The 18935-nt window shown below is 40.3% G+C and carries 15 protein-coding genes; 1 reads left to right on the forward strand and 14 read right to left on the reverse strand.

What is annotated here, in order from left to right:
• From H5S39_RS03760 to H5S39_RS03780, 5 genes are all read right to left on the reverse strand, one after another.
• A partial coding sequence (locus H5S39_RS03760) for a beta strand repeat-containing protein (protein ID WP_182597036.1) occupies positions 1-2980 on the reverse strand: 2980 nt, incomplete at its 3' end.
• Positions 2981-3328: 348 nt separating this feature from the next.
• Complete coding sequence (cshA, locus tag H5S39_RS03765; protein ID WP_182597035.1) at positions 3329-4819, reverse strand: degradosome RNA helicase CshA; 1491 nt, start codon at positions 4817-4819, stop codon at positions 3329-3331.
• A 72-nt stretch (positions 4820-4891) separates the two neighbouring features.
• Positions 4892-6271, reverse strand: coding sequence for a UDP-N-acetylmuramoyl-tripeptide--D-alanyl-D-alanine ligase (locus tag H5S39_RS03770; RefSeq protein WP_182597034.1), 1380 nt, complete (start codon positions 6269-6271; stop codon positions 4892-4894).
• Positions 6272-6464: 193 nt separating this feature from the next.
• Positions 6465-7361: a zinc metalloprotease HtpX gene (gene htpX / locus H5S39_RS03775; RefSeq protein WP_182597033.1), complete on the reverse strand. Its 897-nt coding sequence runs from the start codon at positions 7359-7361 to the stop codon at positions 6465-6467.
• 2 nt (positions 7362-7363) lie between these two features.
• On the reverse strand, positions 7364-7933 hold the full coding sequence (locus tag H5S39_RS03780) for a LemA family protein (protein WP_182597032.1): 570 nt from the start codon (positions 7931-7933) through the stop codon (positions 7364-7366).
• 128 nt (positions 7934-8061) lie between these two features.
• Between H5S39_RS03780 and H5S39_RS03785 the strand changes: the two genes are divergently transcribed.
• Positions 8062-8526 carry a low molecular weight protein-tyrosine-phosphatase gene (locus tag H5S39_RS03785; RefSeq protein WP_182597031.1) on the forward strand — a complete coding sequence of 155 codons (465 nt, stop codon included), beginning with the start codon at positions 8062-8064 and terminating at the stop codon, positions 8524-8526.
• A 50-nt stretch (positions 8527-8576) separates the two neighbouring features.
• On the opposite strand, the gene H5S39_RS03790 is transcribed toward H5S39_RS03785, so the two are convergent.
• The 9 genes from H5S39_RS03790 to H5S39_RS03830 all read right to left on the reverse strand — a co-directional run bounded on the left by H5S39_RS03790 (position 8577) and on the right by H5S39_RS03830 (position 18853).
• On the reverse strand, positions 8577-9233 hold the full coding sequence (locus H5S39_RS03790) for a histidine phosphatase family protein (RefSeq protein ID WP_182597030.1): 657 nt from the start codon (positions 9231-9233) through the stop codon (positions 8577-8579).
• Between the two features lie 18 nt (positions 9234-9251).
• Positions 9252-10118 carry a class II fructose-1,6-bisphosphate aldolase gene (gene fba, locus H5S39_RS03795; protein ID WP_182597029.1) on the reverse strand — a complete coding sequence of 289 codons (867 nt, stop codon included), beginning with the start codon at positions 10116-10118 and terminating at the stop codon, positions 9252-9254.
• A 17-nt stretch (positions 10119-10135) separates the two neighbouring features.
• On the reverse strand, positions 10136-10915 hold the full coding sequence (tpiA, locus tag H5S39_RS03800; RefSeq protein WP_182597028.1) for a triose-phosphate isomerase: 780 nt from the start codon (positions 10913-10915) through the stop codon (positions 10136-10138).
• Between the two features lie 15 nt (positions 10916-10930).
• Positions 10931-12721 (reverse strand): right-handed parallel beta-helix repeat-containing protein, encoded by a 1791-nt coding sequence (locus tag H5S39_RS03805; RefSeq protein ID WP_182597027.1) that lies wholly within the window; start codon positions 12719-12721, stop codon positions 10931-10933.
• Positions 12722-12740: 19 nt separating this feature from the next.
• Positions 12741-15128: a phosphoenolpyruvate synthase gene (gene ppsA, locus H5S39_RS03810; protein WP_182597026.1), complete on the reverse strand. Its 2388-nt coding sequence runs from the start codon at positions 15126-15128 to the stop codon at positions 12741-12743.
• 439 nt (positions 15129-15567) lie between these two features.
• Positions 15568-16272 (reverse strand): class A sortase, encoded by a 705-nt coding sequence (locus tag H5S39_RS03815; protein ID WP_182597025.1) that lies wholly within the window; start codon positions 16270-16272, stop codon positions 15568-15570.
• A 49-nt stretch (positions 16273-16321) separates the two neighbouring features.
• Positions 16322-17206: an alpha/beta hydrolase gene (locus H5S39_RS03820; protein ID WP_182597024.1), complete on the reverse strand. Its 885-nt coding sequence runs from the start codon at positions 17204-17206 to the stop codon at positions 16322-16324.
• A complete protein-coding gene (locus H5S39_RS03825) occupies positions 17190-18506 on the reverse strand; it encodes a PTS sugar transporter subunit IIC (RefSeq protein ID WP_182597023.1) in 1317 nt (438 codons plus the stop codon). The genes H5S39_RS03820 and H5S39_RS03825 overlap by 17 nt, the downstream gene beginning before the upstream one ends.
• Positions 18507-18607: 101 nt before the next feature.
• A complete protein-coding gene (locus tag H5S39_RS03830) occupies positions 18608-18853 on the reverse strand; it encodes a type B 50S ribosomal protein L31 (protein WP_003665599.1) in 246 nt (81 codons plus the stop codon).
• Positions 18854-18935 lie beyond the last annotated feature (82 nt).

Here is an 18935-nt window from a genome sequence, read left to right on the forward strand (position 1 = left end):
GACCATCACTGACAGCCTTGTCATAGGCCTTCTTAGCTTCTTCACTGCCGTTGATGTAACTTGGATCGTTGTGCGTTGCACTTTGACCATTCACATCGTTGGTCAATGCTGTCTTGTCAACACTAGTTTCAACACTAGTATCGCTAGACTTTTTGCCGTCCTTAGCGGCGGATACTTTGATATTTGTACCATTAATATCTTTTTGTGGAATGACAATACTATATGTGCCGTCATCACCAGCTTGTGCAGTACCAATTACAGTGCCATCTGATTTCTTAGCAGTAACTGTTGAACCTGCTTCTGCTTTACCAGTTAATGTAGTCGTCTTAGTACCAGTTGTGCTATCAGTAGTTGTGTTCAACTTATTATCGGTAGGGTTAGCCATACCATTCAAAGCATTTCTAGCATTAGTAATGTTAGTTAAGGCAGTAGATACCTGTTCTTCGGTTGCCAAATCATTTTTATCTACATCTTGCCCGGCTTTAATTGCATCTGTATATGCTTTTTGAAGATCTGAATCTGCATTCTTATAAGCATCACTATTTTCAACAGTAGATGCTTCATTGAGAGCTTCTTCAAGTTTAGTCTTATCTGCAGGACTATATGTAATAGTATCTGGAGTAGCATCAACATAATTCTTGGTAGCATTAACAGTGATTGTTGCACCCTTAGTTAAAGTAATTTTATTTCCATTAGCATCTACTAATGGGACAGTGAAATTACCATTCTCATCAGTCTTGGTAGTGTAATTTAATTTAGTGGTATTATTCCCGTCGCTATTGACTGTATATTGATCTACAGATGCAGTTGTAGGAAGTGTTACAGTACTTCCATCGCCATTCTTAATAGTAACGTTAACGTAAATGTCTCCATTACCGCTTTCAGAAGTTACATTACCTGCAATTTGCTTGTTATCATTTGTACCATTTTCGAGCTTAACTGAATTGATATTTACATCTTCACCAGATGCAGTAAAGTATGCCGTACTCTTATAAACATCTGGATTAGTAAGAGTTGAAACTACATTATTAACCCCGGTTTCATTAGGACCAACGATACTATCAACAGTTGGCACACCATTCTTAAATGTAACTTTAATAGACTTAATAGGCGCAGACTCTTGACCATCAGCTAATTTAGTCTTAACACGGGTAAAGTTAATAGTACCGTTTTGAATTAAAGCTTTATTGGATCCGGTATTCTTCGATAAATCAATATTAAATTCACCTGGTTGATCTGAAGTGAATTTACCACCAGATAGGTTAATAGCAGTAATATCACCACTACCATCACCAGAAATACTAAAGTTTGAGTGAGCAGCTAAGTCAACGGTACCAGTACCAGCGTTGATTAAACCACCACTATAAGTGTCTAAATTAGTAGCATTTACCTGTAATGTACCATTATTAGTAATAGTTGCGGCACCATCTAGGTAGATTGGTCCAACTCTCTTTTCGTTAGATGCAGTAGGATCGCCGTTATTATTGATAATCAAGCTACCATTATTGGTGATTGTTGAACCGTCACCAAGGTAAAGACCACCTGAAACGTATTTATCGCTACCGGTTTTCTCCGTGTTAATAGTTAAAATAGCATTCTTGCCGATACTTACTGAACTATTTTTATTAACATAAAGTCCACGAGCAATAGTCTGTGTACTTGAGTTAAATCCTTCAACCCGATTACCAGTATGTGGGTTCAAAGTAACGTTTGCATTATCTTCAACTACAACTGAAGAGCCTTTACCATCGATTTGGATCGGATTACCACTAACAGTTCTTAAAGTAGTATTGGTCCCACTAGCAAAGACAACTTTTCCAGCAACATTACGGAACTCAATAATTTGCTGTTTATTGTTAGTTTTAGAATTAGCTTGATCTGTATACACTTCTTTACCATCTAATCCAACATAGGAGTTAACAGTTTGGGCAGTATTAGTTCCCTCAAAGGTAATAGTTGAAGCCTTGTTAGTATAAACTAATTGTGAGCCTTTAAAGTAAATATCTTTAAAGATGGTGTTCTGAACGTTACAAATAAGACCCCAGTAGCTTCTACTAAAGATATTTAAATTACTATAAGTTACAGTGTTATTAGAAGACATATTATAGTAATTATCTTGGAAATCAAGAGTATATTTCTTGTTAGAATTTGGGTCAGATTGAATAGTTAGATCACGAGCAGAGATGCTACCACTAGGAACTGTAATGTCTGCTGCGACATTAATAGTATTAATGTTCTTATCACTAATTGCTTTCTTAAACTCTGCAGCAGTTGTAACTGTAGCAGTATGTGCGTCCTGTACTAAAGACGTCTTAAGTAATTCACCATTAGTTATCATACTGCCCTTTCCAAGAGTAATAGTGTTAGTTTTCTTTTCGCTATTCTGGGTATCAGCAGTTTTATCACGGTCTTTTTGATCATTAGTAGTTGAATCTGCATCGGTTGCTATTTGAGCAGCACCACCGTTATCACTAGCATTAGCTGCTTGCTTATCAGTATCCTGGTCAGTACTTGCAAGAGCTACTGAACCTTTATCACCACTAGCAGTCACTGACTTTTCACTTACTTGATTAGAGCTAGTTTGTTGCTTAGCAGAACCATCATTATTTACAGCTGTATTATTTTGTTTTTCATTCGTATTGTCATTAGTAGCTGAATTCTGGCCTTCTTCTGTCTTTTGGTTTGCTTTTTCATCTGTGGCTGTTTGATTTGCGGATGTTTGGTCACCAGCCTTAGTAGTCAAAGTAACTTCCTTTTGGTCAGCCAATAACTGCTGATCATCAGTATTGGTAGTATCTGCATGATCAACGCTATTTCCGGTATCCGCGTGCGCAACTATTTGACCGCCACCGTAGACACTAAAAGTGATTCCTAGTAATACTGAGGCAACTCCAACGTTTAACTTACGAAGTGCGAACCGTTGTTTTTCATTCTTCCGATTCTTTTCAGCAATTAACTTTCGGTTATTTTTGGAAACCATATGCATATCCCCCGATTCATAATTTTTCTACTAAAAAAAGCCACTTTAACTAGATGAATCTGTTAATTAATCGTCTTATCAACTGGATTAATAACTTTTATTTTCAGATATCAGTTAAAAGTAGCCACTATCCTTCATCTAATGCCTTTTTAAAGAAATCTTTCCCCATAATGAACACTAAAGACTTCTCCTTAAAAACAATTACATGATAAGTATAACTTATCTAAATTTTGCCAGCAACCATATTAAGGGATTTATAAAACCTTTGCCCAATGGTCATGAAGATTTGAATATAAGCTAAAAAATAACACCTTCCAGTAAGATTTACTGAAAAGTGTTATCTATCTATTAATCTTCTTTTCGGTGACGGATATTAAATGAGTGGCGGCTTGAATGGCTCTTACCGTGGTTGTCATTGCGGTGGCCACCATGACGACGGCGGTAATTCTTTCGACGATAGTGGTTGCCACCATGGTAATTATTTCGGCCACCATTGCGGTTATTGCGCTTATTACGCCGTGGCAATGGTCGTTCCGGTGTAATTTTGACTGGTACTTCGCTCGCTGCTTCCTTCGTCATGTTATTGAGCAAGGCGGCAACAAGGTCGGTCGCATTGTGAGTTTCAAGTAATTTTTCTGCTGCTTCTTGGTAACGGTCAGTTGAATCCTGAGCAATCAATTCGTCAATATCATTGAAGGCAGATGCCACTTGTCCCTTGAATGCCTCTTCAGCTGTTGGTGGCTTCAATGGTAACATTCGGACACGAGTTAACTTTTCAATTTCATGCAAGTAATCCATCTCATTAGGGGTGACAAACGTTAATGACACGCCATGATGTCCGGCCCGACCTGTCCGACCAATCCGGTGAACATAGCTATCGGGATCAGATGGAATATCATAATTGTACACATGGGTCACACCAGAAATATCAAGTCCCCGGGCAGCGACATCGGTGGCTACCAAAATGTCAAGCTCATTATTTTTGAACTTCCACATAATCTTTGACCGCTTATCCTGGGTGAGGTCACCGTGAATTCCGGCAGCATTGTATCCTCGGGCAATCAATCCCTTTGATAATTCATCCACCCGGCGTTTGGTTCGACCAAAGACAATCGTCAAATCGGGATCTTGCACATCAATCAACCGGGTCATAATATCAAATTTTTCGTAATCACGTGCGCGAACGTAATATTGATCAACAAGGTCAGTCGTCAATTCTTTGGCTTTAATCCGCACAGTCGCTGGATCAGTCATAAACTGAACCCCAATCTTTTTGATCTCTGGTGGCATCGTTGCGGAGAAGAGCAGTGTCTGCCGCTCTTCAGGAGTTTCCTTAATAATTGCTTCAATGTCATCAAGGAATCCCATGTTAAGCATCTCATCTGCTTCATCTAAGACCAACGTATTAATGTGATCAAGCTTAACGGTATGACGGTTAATATGGTCACGTAATCGGCCTGGTGTCCCGACAAGGATCTGTGGGTGCTGCTTTAAACTCTTAATCTGGCGACGAATATCTGCCCCACCATAAACAACTTGAACACGGACACGCTTGTCTTTTCCCAACCGGTAAAGTTCTTCTTGTGTCTGAATGGCAAGTTCACGAGTTGGGGAAATGATAATTGCCTGAATATTGGGGTTATCAGTATCTACCTTTTCAATGATTGGCAACCCGAAAGCAGCTGTCTTTCCTGTCCCAGTTTGCGCTTGGCCAATAACATCTTTGCCATCTAAAACCATTGGAATCGTTTGTTCTTGGATTGGCGTTGCTTCTTCATATCCGCTCCGCTTAATTGCTTTTAATAGGCTATCTGATAAGCCTAATTCACTAAACTTCAAAAATTTTCCTCCTAAAAATGACCAGCCGACTCATGATATAAGCATCAGCAATCGACTGGCAACATATATTACTTATTCTGCTTTTAATGCCGTAAGAACTTCTTCAAGATGAATCCCATGACTAGCCTTTAATAAGACAAGGTCATCACCCGTCAGAGTCGATGTAAGGTCGGCAATTAATTGATTAAGGTCACTCGCAGCATAATGATGAATATTATCTGCAGGGTAACCGTCCTGGATCAACTTATCTTTAAGATTCTTCATTTGTTCACCAACAAGGTAAACACTATTAATCTTTTGTGGGTCAATCTCTTCTGCTAAACTTGCGTGCAACCGTGGCGCTGCATTTCCCAACTCAAGCATATCACCAAGAACGGCAATTCGACGACCGTTTATAGGCATCGCTGAAATGGTCTTGAGGACCTGTTTGGCAGCTGTTGGGTTTGAGTTGTAAACATCGCTTAGGATCTGCTCACCATTTTTTCCATCAACCCATTCAGCGCGATTCTCGGTTAATTCAACATTAGCAAGCGCTTCTCTCATATGAGCCGGCGTAATGTGTAGAATATGGCCAACACCAATTGCTGCTAACGCGTTATTAACGTTATATTCACCAACCATTGGAATCATAAATTGCTCCTCAGGCCATTCATTTACCGTAAATGTCAATTGACGTGGTTGTTCTTTAACACTTGTCGCATACAAGTCATTGCTTAGCTGCCGACCAAAGCGTGTCTGTTGCTGAGGAATATCCTTTGCACGTTCCTCTAGCAGTGGTTCATCCCCATTGAATACAAGCATCCCATCTGCCTTTAACCCGTGGGTAATTTCCATCTTTGCATCTGCAATCTTATCACGAGTTCCAAAGAATTCAATATGAGCTTCACCAATCATCGTGATTACCGCAATATCTGGGTTAACAAGTTTGCTCAAAAAGTCGAGTTGACCAAACCGGTCCATCCCCATCTCAACAACTACTACTTCAGTATTGGCTTCCATATTGAGCAGGGTCACTGGAACCCCAATCTCATTGTTAAAATTAGCATATGTCTTGGTGACATTAAACTGTGTGCTCAAAATTGATGCAATCATATCCTTCGTCGTCGTCTTGCCATTACTCCCCGTAACCGCAATAACTATAGGATTGATTTTATGTAAATAATATTTACCTAATTGCTGCAATGCTTTAAGAGGGTCACTAACAACTAATAACGGATGCGTCTGGTCCGTTATCTCATGGTCGCTGGCCCACAAACTAGCTACTGCACCATTAGCAAAAGCACTTGGTACATATTGATGACCATCTTGAACCCCTTGCAACGGAACAAATAAGCTCCCTTGCTCTAGGTGACGGCTATCAAATGACACGTTGGTCACTTCTATGTCTTTCCATTGTTCAATATCATTCTGCGCGTTGATCGCCTTAGCAATTTCCGCTAATTTCATTTTCATGAAAAAGATACCTCTTCTTTTGATACTTTGGTCTAGCTTTTTAATTATATCACCCTCGCTAGTATAAGGCGATTAAAAACGCGAATGTTAGATAAATTGAAGCTAGATATTATTAAGAGGTTGGAAAAAACAAGATGTTTTCCCAACCTCTTATTACTAGTTGTTGCCAAGTGGTGGCAGATTTAATATACCATTACATCTCTCTTAATCGGGCAATCCGCTTATCTAGTGGCGGGTGAGTATCAAAAAGATTAGAGAAGGGATGATGCTTGGCATTTTTTTCTGGATCACTAATGTACAACGCTGAACTACTTGGATCGACATGCTTCATCGGAACAGCCGTCTTTAGTTTTTCAAGCGCGCTAATCATCCCCTGCGGATTACGCGTCAATTCAACGGCACCGGCATCTGCTAAGTATTCTCGATTACGGGAAAGGGCCATCTGAGCAATCGTTGCTGCAATCGGCGCAAGAAATATCAGTAAGATTGAACCGACTAATGCAAAGATACTTGATGGATTATCACGATCATCATTACTGCTCCGGCCACCAATCCACCAAAAATTACCAGCAAAGTTAACAAGCATTGCAATCGCAGAAGCCAACGCCAATGCAATCGTCTGCAAACGAATATCATAATTGCGGACGTGGGTCATTTCATGGGCCATTACCCCTTCTAATTCCTCACGATTCATCCGTTCCATTAAACCGGTTGTGGCTGCAACCGCCGCGTGCTGAGGATCATTTCCCGTTGCAAATGCGTTGGGACTTGGATCATGAATAATGTAAACTTTTGGCATCGGCACCTGAGCAACTAGCGCCATATCTTCAACAATATGCCATAATTCAGGAGCATCACTTGCTGAACGTACTTCAGTTGCATTGTTCATCCGCATCACCACGTCCGTCGATTGACCAATAATTACCGCCATATAAATGACCGCGATAATCGCCGCAACGATCATTCCACCAACCGCTGTACGAGCAAATAAGTAGCCAACTGCTGCACCAATTAATGCCACTAACATGAAGAAGCCAAACATCACTAGAATGGTTTTACGTTTATTACGGGCAATTTGTTGGTATAACATGTTTAATCACCTAAATCATCAAACGAAACTTTCGGCACAGCTTTTGCTTCTGCTGGTACTTGTAGGTAATCCATTTGCTGGAAGTGATGAATTTTAGCGATGATGTTACTTGGAAATGATTGAATCTTAGCATCAAGCGCTGCAACCGTACTGTTGTATAGCTGACGGGAATAAGCAATCTTATTTTCCGTATTTGTCAATTCTTCCATTAACTTTTGGTATTCCGCACTCGCTTTTAAATCAGGATAATTTTCGGCGACGGCAAATAATGTCCGTAACGTTCCTGTTAATTCATTTGAAACTTCCATCTTTTGCGCGTGATCGCTATCAGGAATATTGTTTAACTGGGTCCGTAACTTAGTAACCTTTTCTAGCGTACCAGCTTCGTACTTGCTATATCCCTTCACCGTCGAAATCAAGTTGGGGATCAAGTCGTTTCGTCGCTGTAGCTGAACATCAATCTGACTCCATGATTCTTGAGCGTGCGTCCGCAGTTGAATCAAACTGTTGTATAGTCCCGCATATATTGCAATTAGCAAAACAATGACAACAATTATTATAATAAGGGTCATTGGAGTTCCTCCTTAATTAATATTTATCACTAATTTTACCAAAATCTTAAGTCTTATGTCATTACTGATAAATGTTTTAGCAAAATATAATAATTTTCGGTATGATAGATAGAAAATGAGGTGATAAAATGAACGTTTTATTTGTTTGTTTAGGAAACATCTGTCGCTCCCCAATGGCCGAAGCAATGTTCAAGCAAATGGTTGATGAAGCGGGCCTAAATAATAAGATTAACGTCGATTCTGCTGGAACAAGCAGCGAAGAAGAAGGCAACGGTCCGCATCCTGGCGCAGTCAAAACAATGCATGCCCACGGCCTATCAACTGACGGTTTAATTTCCCGGCCAATTACGCCGCAAGACTTTGCGTGGGCAGACTATATTATCTGTATGGACAATATGAATAAGTATAATCTTCAACGAATCGCTCCGGCAAAAGACCGCGATAAAATTCATCTAGCTTATGAAGTAATCCCCGGTAAGGCGAGCCAGGAAATTCCTGATCCATGGTATACCCACCGCTTTGAAGATACCTATAATAGTTTAAATGAGACTTTGCCACAATGGCTGGATAAAATATCTAAAAATTTACACTAACTACAAAACGGAAAGTCACGCTTAATCTCCAGCGTTCCTTTCCGTTTTTCTTATAATTCAAATTGATTGTACGAAGCAATTGTCGTCTGATCGTCGGTTAAAATCATCTTCATCACGGCACCATTATGCAGATTCTCATACTTTCGGTGCGCATCCCCATACATTCCTGCAATATATTGAATAATTGAGCCATGAGCAACAACCACAACATTACGATTGTCCGGTAAGTGACGTAGGAAGGCAATTGCTTGTTTTACACGCGCATTTAGCTCAGTGCTATCTTCTGCGAGGTGGGCTGGATCGGCCGCTTTAAGCAAATCATGTGCCTTTTCAACTCCAAACTCATCAACTAGTTCGCCAATTCGCCGGAACCGTTTTTCACCAAGGAAGCTGGCCCATATTGCTCCTTCCTCATTACTATGCCCTTCAAAGGAACCATAGAAGACTTCACGGAAAAACTCTTTTTGAATTGGCTCTTTCATCGTTGCCGTCGGATGGTCAGCAATTAAAATTCTGGCCGTATCCACCGCCCGCTTTAAGTCACTAGAAAAGAGATAGTCTATCCGTAAGTCAGCAAGTACTTCACCTATTTTCCGCGCGTTTTCAATTCCCTTTTCAGTCAAAGGAGTATCTGACCATCCCTGCAAACGGGCGAACCGGTTAAAATACGTCTCCCCGTGTCGAACAAAGTAAACTGTAATTGCCATTCCACAACCTCCATTATTCTAGGCAACTGCTGGCGTGCCTAACCATTCAATCATATCTTTCATTTTATCAGTAATTGCATCAGTCCCGGGAAGCAATAATTTTCGTGGATCATATCCCTTATTGTCCTTATTTAAATCTAAATTGTTTTCGATATACTTCCGTGTAGCATCTTGGAAAGCCAATTGGAATTCAGTATTAATATTAACTTTTGCAATCCCCATCGAAATCGCCTTTTGTACTTGGTCTTTAGGGATTCCAGAACCACCATGTAGAACCAACGGAATATCAATCGCCTCAGCAATTTCTTGTAACCGCGCAAAATTAAGTCCTTGCCAGTCAGCAGGATAGATCCCATGAATGTTACCAATCCCACAAGCAAGACGGTCAACGCCCATCGCTGCAAAGGCCATTGCATCTTCAACATCCGCTAATTCACCGCTGCTTGTATCTTGATTTTCACCAACTTTGCCGATTTCTGCTTCAACAGCAATACCACGAGAATGAGCTAATTGAACGATTTCTTTTGTTCGTGCATAGTTTTCTTCAATTGGTAATTTGTGACCATCAAACATTACTGATGAATATCCAAGGTTAATGCATTTTATCGCTGCCTCATAATCGCCATGGTCAAGATTCAAGATGACCGGAACCTTGATATTCATGGCGTCCATTTGGTCTTCTACCATATCCTTAACGAATTTATAGCCACCCATATACTTAGCAGCCCCCATTGAAACCTGGATTAGTACAGGGGTATTCGTCTCTGCAGCGGCCCGTAAAATTGCCCGCGTCCATTCGAGGTTATTAATATTATATGCCCCGATTGCATACTGATTCTTTCGCGCGTCGTCAAAAAGTTTGTTTCCATTATCAAAATAAGCCATTACTACTTCCTCCTCAACTAAATTACCTGTAATTTTTCTTTGCTGGCTAATTCAACGTAATTGATCATTTGTAAAAAGCTATCAATATCAAGACTTGCCCGACCAATTAGTGCCCCATCAACATTTGGTTTACTCATGATTTGATAAATATTGTGGGGATTTACACTGCCGCCATACAGGATTCGCATCTTATCCGCTATATCATTGTTATAAGTATCAGCAAGACTCTGCCGAATCGCTTGACATCCTTCTTCTGCTATTTCCGGATTAGCTTGATGACTACTGCCAACAGCCCAGCTTGGCTCATAGGAAATAACAATCTGTGACAATTTATTTACCGGAACATCACGCAATACGCTCTTCAACTGCTGAAAAACATAATGAATCTTTCCGTTAACTTCTGTTTGTACCATTTCTTCATCAGTACAAATTATCGGTACGATCCCTGCCTTAAGCGCTGCGAGGACCTTTTGATTAATTGCGGTATTGCTTTCGTTGAATAACCGTCGTCGCTCTAGGTGCCCCAACATAACATAAGTAACTCCGGCATCAGCTAAACTACGCATACTAATTTCGCCCGTATAGGGTCCTTCAAGTTCTGCGGCTGCATTTTGAGCAATAATTTGCAAGTTTGAAGCTCCGGCTACTTTTTTCATGTTGTATAAGGAAACAGCCTGCGCCGCAATCCCAATTTCTTTATTTGCCGGTAGCTTTTCCTTAATCGCCCTAACAAAGTCTACCGATTCATGAACGTTCTTGTTCATCTTCCAGTTAGCAATAATAAACGGCTTGCGCATTCTTATCCTTCCTCCTTAAAACAGCAACCTAAATAACCGGTGACTGTATTCATCTTTCGTATCGAATGGGCCAGCAGTAACGCTTACCCCTTCACGATGGTTTCCTAGAAAATCGATATCAAAGTCCATCGCAGTGTTAGCGGACTGGCCTACCGCAACAACACGGCTCGTGTCCTCATCCAGATAATTACAAATATTACTATTAATAAATACTCCATCTTCACCAGCATCAACATCAACCGTGACATCCGCTGTCTGATCATTTAGATAAACATTACCGGCCTTATTGGTATTAATATGGTCGCGTTGTTTACTTGAACGGGCAACAAATACTTCATTATCATCACTGGTATGATTATCAATATTTTCTTGCTGGTCAGATTGTTCGCGTGCTAGGGCAATTAATTTTGCCATCTCGTCACGGAGATTCTTACGAATAAAGACATTGTTATAGAAGCACGAAGAACTATATGGGTCCTTATTCTCATCATTCTCTTGATATAGGCGATGGTAGTATGGGTCGTTCTCTTGGACATTTGTATTGCTTAACCATTCCACACTACCGTTAATCAGGTTATGAACCAGCAAGATTCCCTTGGTTTCTAACTTAAGAGCACAATCTGATAGCAAAAAGTTGTTATCTACTAAAGTAACCCCATCAGAATCCTTGATTTTAATATCTTCACCAAGGCCTGCGATTAAGTCATCCTGATTTTCAGCTGTAACCTCAAATGGCTTAGGGAGGCTATTGTTATAGAAAACGTTCCGTGAAATTTGCGTATCTTCTACCTTTCCGCCTAACCAAATTCCGCGGGTACAATCATGAATACAATTGCGTAGAATCTTAGCATCGATCGCTGGCGAAAGATTAATCGCACTCACATCGTCACTAACAAGATTTTGGCGCGTATTAATATTGTAAATACTATTATGCTCAATAATTGGCGAAGGATTTCCTTCTACTCCCATAATTCCTGTCTGACCGCAATCGTGGATGGTATTATTCTTAATCCGGTGTGGAACAACCTTGCGATCATCAACGGTTGGGACAACATCACGTCCCAAAGAAATTCCGGAACATTTTGCATGCGATATATCACACTTTGCGACTTTCCAGCCCTGACCACTATTTGTGCCAATAATTCCTTTATTGTATTTAGGAGTGGCCCATTGGCAGGCTGCCTTGGTCATCGTAAAGCCGGAAAGGATAAGGTAGTTAATTTCCTTTTTGTCGGGATAAAAACACGTTTCACGAAATGTTAATTCTACATGCTCATTGTTTGGATCCTTATCCTGGAAGTTCGCGTAAATTACCGTGGCATTTTCTTCACGTGATTGTTCTGTATACCAAGTGTAGAGCGTAAACGCGCTATCCCGTGAAAGAGGATTTTCCTTTGGTGCCATCACTTCTGCCAGCTGGTCAACCTCGTACATGGCCTTATTGTTAAGAAAGATTTCGCCTGCATGGTTAAAGGTTTGGTTAACAAGAACATTGTACGGGTTATAGTCACCAAACTCGGTATTCGGCAACTTAATCATCCAAACACTGTCATTAACTTGTTGCCACCCTGTTACACGATCAGCGCCAGTAATAATTGTCTGACTTTGCTTTGCTGCGGCATAAATAATCGGCTTATCCTTAGTCCCAGAATATTGCGGATGAACGGTCTCATGATACTCTCCGTGCATGACCTGAATATAGTCACCGGGGCGCGCAATATTAGCCGCCTGTTGAATCATCTTAAAAGGATATTCTTGTGAACCATTACCATTTTCAGAAGCATTAATATCAACAAAAATTTTCATTTTTTTCAATCCTTTCCAATTACCATTCATAAACCGTGGCTTCTTGCCGTCCCTTACCAGTCGCTTGGTCAAGGATTATTCGTTGTTCAAACCGCGCCACGTTCCGTTTTGTTTCCTTTACCATGTCTGGATTGACTGAAATATAATCAATTCCCTGCTGAACTAAGAAGTTAGCTAACGCTGGGTATTCTGAAGGCGCCTGCCCACAGATAGAAACGGTTTTATTATCTTGATGAGCAACTTTAATTAAATGACTAATTGCTCGTTTGACGGCAAGGTTTCGTTCATCAAAGAGGTGTGCGACCGTATCATTGTTCCGGTCACACCCCAGAATCAACATTGCTAAATCATTTGAGCCAATTGAATAACCGTCAACATACTCGTTAAACTGGTCTGCAAGAATAATATTGCTTGGAATTTCAGCCATCATATAAACCTTAAAATCAGGCCCACGGTGTAAACCTTCCACGTTCATTAATGCGGTGACCTTCGCCGCTTCCGCTACTGTTCGAACAAACGGAATCATGACATTTAGGTTCTTTAATTGAAATTCATCACGAACTTTTTTTACCGCTGCTAATTCTAGCTTAAACGCTTCAATATACTTTGAATCATAGTACCGGGAAGCGCCACGCCAGCCGAGTAAGTCTGCGGGTTCATGAGGCTCATATTTATCACCGCCAGTCAAATTGCGATACTCACTAGATTTAAAGTCAGAGAAACGTAAAACCATCGGCCGCGGTGCAATTGCTCGAGCAACCTTCGCAATTCCATCGGCTAACATATCAACCACCTTTTCTGGATGACCAGTTTCAATGAGATAAAGCGGATGGGCGTGAATATAAGTTGTCCATAAGAATTCCTCGCGCATCAAGCCAATCCCATCAGCTGGCAGGCTGGCATACTTTTGGGCAAGCTCAGGATCCCCTAAGTTCATCATTACGCCAGTCGCAGTGGGAGCAAAATATTCGGCAGCTTCATTAGCTGGATTCTCTTGTTTCGTCCCGGCAAATTTTTCTTGGACGTCTCCGTAATAAACAACCCCGTTTTGTGCGTCAACCGTTACTTGGTCGCCATCCTGAAGAGTCGTAGTAACTGCTTCACCACAACTCTTGGTCCCAACGATACATGGAATCTGCATTTCACGTGAAACAATCGCCGCGTGGCATGTCATCCCACCATTATCGGTAATAATTGCGGCTGCCTTTTTCATTGCGGGAACCCAATCCGGGGAAGTCATTAACGTTACAAGTACTTCTCCTTCTGCAAATTGATCAATATCTTTGGGATCGGCAATGACATGAACTTTACCGGTAGCCACACCTGGACTTGCTGGCAGCCCCTTAACCGCGGTTTTATTCTTATCCTTACTTTCCAGCACTGCTTGTTGCTCGCTTGGTTGTGGATTATTTCTATTTGACCATACCGTTTCCGGTCGCGCTTGGACTAGCCACAACCGATTAGTCCGGGCATCCAGAGCAAATTCCATATCCATATAACAGCCATAATGCTCTTCGATTTCTTTAGCATATCCTGCTAGTTCACGAATTTGGTCTTCTGTTAGCGCCGGCCTTGCTGCTCGTGATTCCGGCACCTGTTCTTCATGAACACCACCACCCGGGGTTTGCAATAATTCAACCTGCTTTGGTACAACCGATCGTTCAAGTACCTGCAGGTTATCCTTGTTAACTACAAAGTGGTCAGGTGTTACCTTGCCTAGAACAATGTATTCGCCTAGTCCCCAGATTGAATCAATGACGATTTTTGTATCATCCCCATTAGCAACGTTGACCGAAAACATAACTCCTGATGCCTTTGAGAAAACCATCATTTGAACCGCGGCGGATAGGGCAACTTTTTCATGAGGAAAGTTCTGCTTATGCCGGTAATAAGTTGCGCGGTCAGTAAACAGGGAAGCATAACATTCTTGAACCTTCTTAAGCACCATTGCGGCTCCCTGCACGTTCAAATACGATTCCTGCTGTCCCGCAAATGACGCATTAGGTAGGTCTTCAGCAGTCGCGCTTGAGCGGATAGCCACAAACGGTTCTGTTTCACCCATCTTTTCAGAAAGTTCATCATATGCACGTTTTATTGTTGTCGCAATTTCAAATGGCATTGGTGCCTCAATAATCATTTTGCGAATCTGACTGCAAACTTGGTGAAGTTTATCCGCATTTTCATAGTCATTAAATTCAGTTAATAATTTATTAATTTGTTCATTTAGTCCCGTTTCATTCATAAATTGATGGTAAGCATAAGTTGTCGTCGCAAAACCGTATGGAACGGGAATTTTCATTGATGAAGTCATTTCTCCTAGTGATGATGACTTTCCACCAACGAGATTGACGTCTGAGCGATGCAATTCATCAAACCATAAAACATTTTTCTGTTCGCGTTTTTCCATTACTGCATCTCCTTAAATTCAATGTATCTCTTTCTTAGGTGGTTCCCGAAAAAGTGTCAAGAATTTTATTCAATTAAAAAAATTGAGCAAACGGTGGCATTCCTATCCGCTCGCCCAATTTTTCTACTAAAATTTCATTTAATTTCATTGTTTTTAATCGTCCTTGTATTTTACTGAATTTGTAATCGATTCCAAATTCAATCAAAATAGGAATGATAAATTTCTTAGCAAGGCCACTAATTAAGATAAAACGATGACTGACCAATATACGGCAATTATTGTTCGTATTTTTGCTTAATTTTGCTATTACCACGGCAGTTTAACAGTATTCACAAACAAGAAATGAAGATACAAAAAAATGACATCTAAAGTCTGGTAACCCCGACCTTAGATGCCGCTTTATGCTTATAACGACGTGAAAACAAGTCATAAATGTCTTTTATCGTCCAGTTGTATACTTTTCGCTAAAATTCTTCTGTACCTGTTGTGGCGCTTGTTTGAACGGTTCTGATTTAACAAACTTTCCCCGAATCATTAACCGATTTGCTCCCGTTGCATCACAGGTAATTAATGTAACTATTTTCTCTGGTGTATTGTCTACCACGTCAACCCGCGTAGCAGCAATAAATTCACGTTGGTAAATTTTATACTCATACACACGATCCATATTGGTAATATAGATCATCTGCCCAACCTTCGCGTGGTAGTAAAGCGGGGAAAAAAGGATTTTACTCCCATGAGCCATGTTATGACCAGCTAACGCATAGTTTCCTTCACCCATTTTCATATCTGGACGCAACGTTCCCGCAGCTAGTGCGAGGGTTGTATTATCAACCCCGTTAGCAATCGGAATTGTCATTTTAATGGCTGGAACGGTAATCGCGCCAATTGTGTTGATTGATTGCTTATTCGCGCGTGCTTTTGCGGCTGTTTGAAGATTGAGGTCTTGCACACTCTTAAAATCATACGTTGCTTTTTTCTTTTGGTTTTGTTGAACTGTTTGCTGTGTAATCTCTGGCTTATAGCTACCAACTAAATAATATTTTATTTGCTGATTAAATATTAGAACAACTGATACAAGCAGTAAAATAACAACGGCCGTCCACCGTAGCCATTCTCGTGACCGTTTTTTCTTATTTTTCAAAATACCTACCTCTTACTTTTTATTATTAAACTTAGTATAACCTGCCGACCTAGTTTTGAGTAGACCCTCGCTTATTTTGTGGGGCACCATTATCTGCCGGATCTAATAAATATTCTTCAATCAAGCGTACTATTTGCTTATTTTGTGGCAAATTTGAATGCTGAGCATCTTTACCAGTTACTGTCATGCTAGTATAGTGTGCTACTTGCTTTTGATAAATGTATTTACCAGCATCAACACTTCCCTCTGGTACTAAGCCATCAGAATTATATGTCTCTGTCCCTGCAACAGAATAAACTAATAAGTTTTTTGGAATTCGATAACGATATTTTACAAAATCAGAAAACATTTGGGTCGGATGACTGACCGACGACTCAGCAAAGTTATACGGCGTTCCCAAGGTCATCAAACTTTTAATCGTAATTGCATCTTCATAATTGGAATAATAATGTTCAAGCCAATATGTCCATACGAGTCCCCCGTTAGAATGACCGAACGCTTTAAAATTATTAAAATTATACTCATCAGTTAAACGCTCAAAAACTTGGTTAACCATTTTTGCCTGTTTTTTTATATTTTGATAACCATCATGATTGTTCTCAAAACCAATCACAATAATCGGTTCATTATCACCACGATTAATCCACCCTTGTGAAACAATCTTGCCGTTATTTTTTACTTCCAGCCGTAAAACACTATGCTTCTTAGAGCTATCTTCATTTATTTTCCGAATCAACGGGTTAAACCGATTCTGAGTAGCTGAACTTCCTGGAACCATAATTATTGGCGACATCCGTGAATTATGCTGTGCTGCTAAATATTTATTGGTATCTTTCATCCAAAAATAAGCAGGGATTGCCATTAAGATCAAAATTGCCATTAAGGTAATCAGCACAATCCGGCTATGCAAAGTTGTATTAGTCATTTTTTTCATGACTGACCACGTCCTGTTCTTGTAGGTTTAGCCGTTTTTCAACTTGGAGCGCAATTTTAACGAACGGAATATATGCCATAATATCCAGCCAAAGTAAGACTAATGAAAAAATTAAGATACCCCAATTACCATTTGTTCCCAGAAAGCCAATCAGTGGTCCTGGGGTCCCTTGAAGGACTGGGTACGGCGTTGGCGGAATTAAATGGATCGCAATTGCCAGACTAGCAAACAGGATGTTAAATAACGGCAAAAACATAAATGGTACTAGAAATAAAGGGTTAAAGACAATCGGCAACCCGATCATTGTTGCATAATTAAAATTAAACAGTGTTGGCAAGGCGGTCCACCGTGCTACCCGATGCATATACGTCCCATTGGAAGTAATGAGGATTGCCACAATTAGTGCGAGAATTAACCCATCGCCACCAAAATTAGCAAACGAATTATATAATGAGCTTCCAAGATACTTGTAAGGAATATTCCACGGTGTTCCATGGGCAAGCGCATAATTTAAATTAGCCGTAAATGACTCACTGGCTGTCAACATCGTATAATTATACGGCACACCCAGTCCTAACCAATCCATCAATTCGAGGCCAAATGATGCTATTAAGGTTAGCCATAATTGGCGGTGATCTTGCGCAACATTAACCAATGAAGAATAACTAGTAGCCCATGCATGATAAATTGTACTTGAGTTTAGAAGCATCGCAATCACTATTGAGATAATAGTAGCAATCATTATCGGGAGCATTGAACTAAATGCCCGCTCTTGTAATGACGGAAATGAATTTGTATTATCGCCATACTTAGGCGGAGTTAACCAGTGATAAAGCTGTCCGATTGCATAACCGATAACTAGAACGATTAACAAACCATTACCGCCTAATAATCGTTGATAAAAATTAATCGGGTACGTTGCTGGCGTTTTACCATAACGGTAGGCCATTAACGTGAGTGCTAGTATTCCGGTAATACCCGCAAATTTACCATCACGATGATATAATTTTGCAGTAAACTTGGCAGCCATATAAACCGTATATATCCCAATCATCCCTAAAGTTAGTTGACTAATGCTGCCTAAGACGAATTGGATTATTCGCAACACGCTCTGTGGAATTATACCTAAAAAGGCAATATTGAAGATAAAACCATCTGACTTAAAAACTGTTTTTAAAAGCATTTTTGCCATTGTACCAATGAAAACAATGGGAAAAAGCATAAGCAATGTTTGTCGCGTTACCCTAACAAATGAATAACGGTGTAGTTTAACTACTTTATTTATTATTTGTTCGCGCAATCTGATCCCATCCCTTGGTTAATTATTTAAAGTTAAGAAAAAGGGGTTATAACAAAACCGCTGTTTTGCTATAACCCCTTTGCAAATAATAAGAAGTCTGACTACTTGAGACCGTACTTCTTGTTGAACTTGTCGACTGCACCATCTGCTTGGGTAAACTTTTGCTTACCAGTGTAGAATGGGTGTGAGTCAGAAGTAACTTCGACCCGAATTAATGGGTATTCATTACCGTCTTCCCATTTAACAGTTTCACTTGAAGTGGCTGTTGAGCCAGAGAGAAACTTGTAACCAGTAGATGAATCTTCAAATACTACTGGATGATAATCTGGATGAATTCCTTGTTTCATAATTTATTACGCTCCTTTTGCCATGAATCATTGCCTGAAACATAGATAATCAACTTTAACAGGATACCACGATTTAAAGAAC

It is taken from the genome of Limosilactobacillus rudii (assembly GCF_014145455.1).
Classification (GTDB): domain Bacteria; phylum Bacillota; class Bacilli; order Lactobacillales; family Lactobacillaceae; genus Limosilactobacillus; species Limosilactobacillus rudii.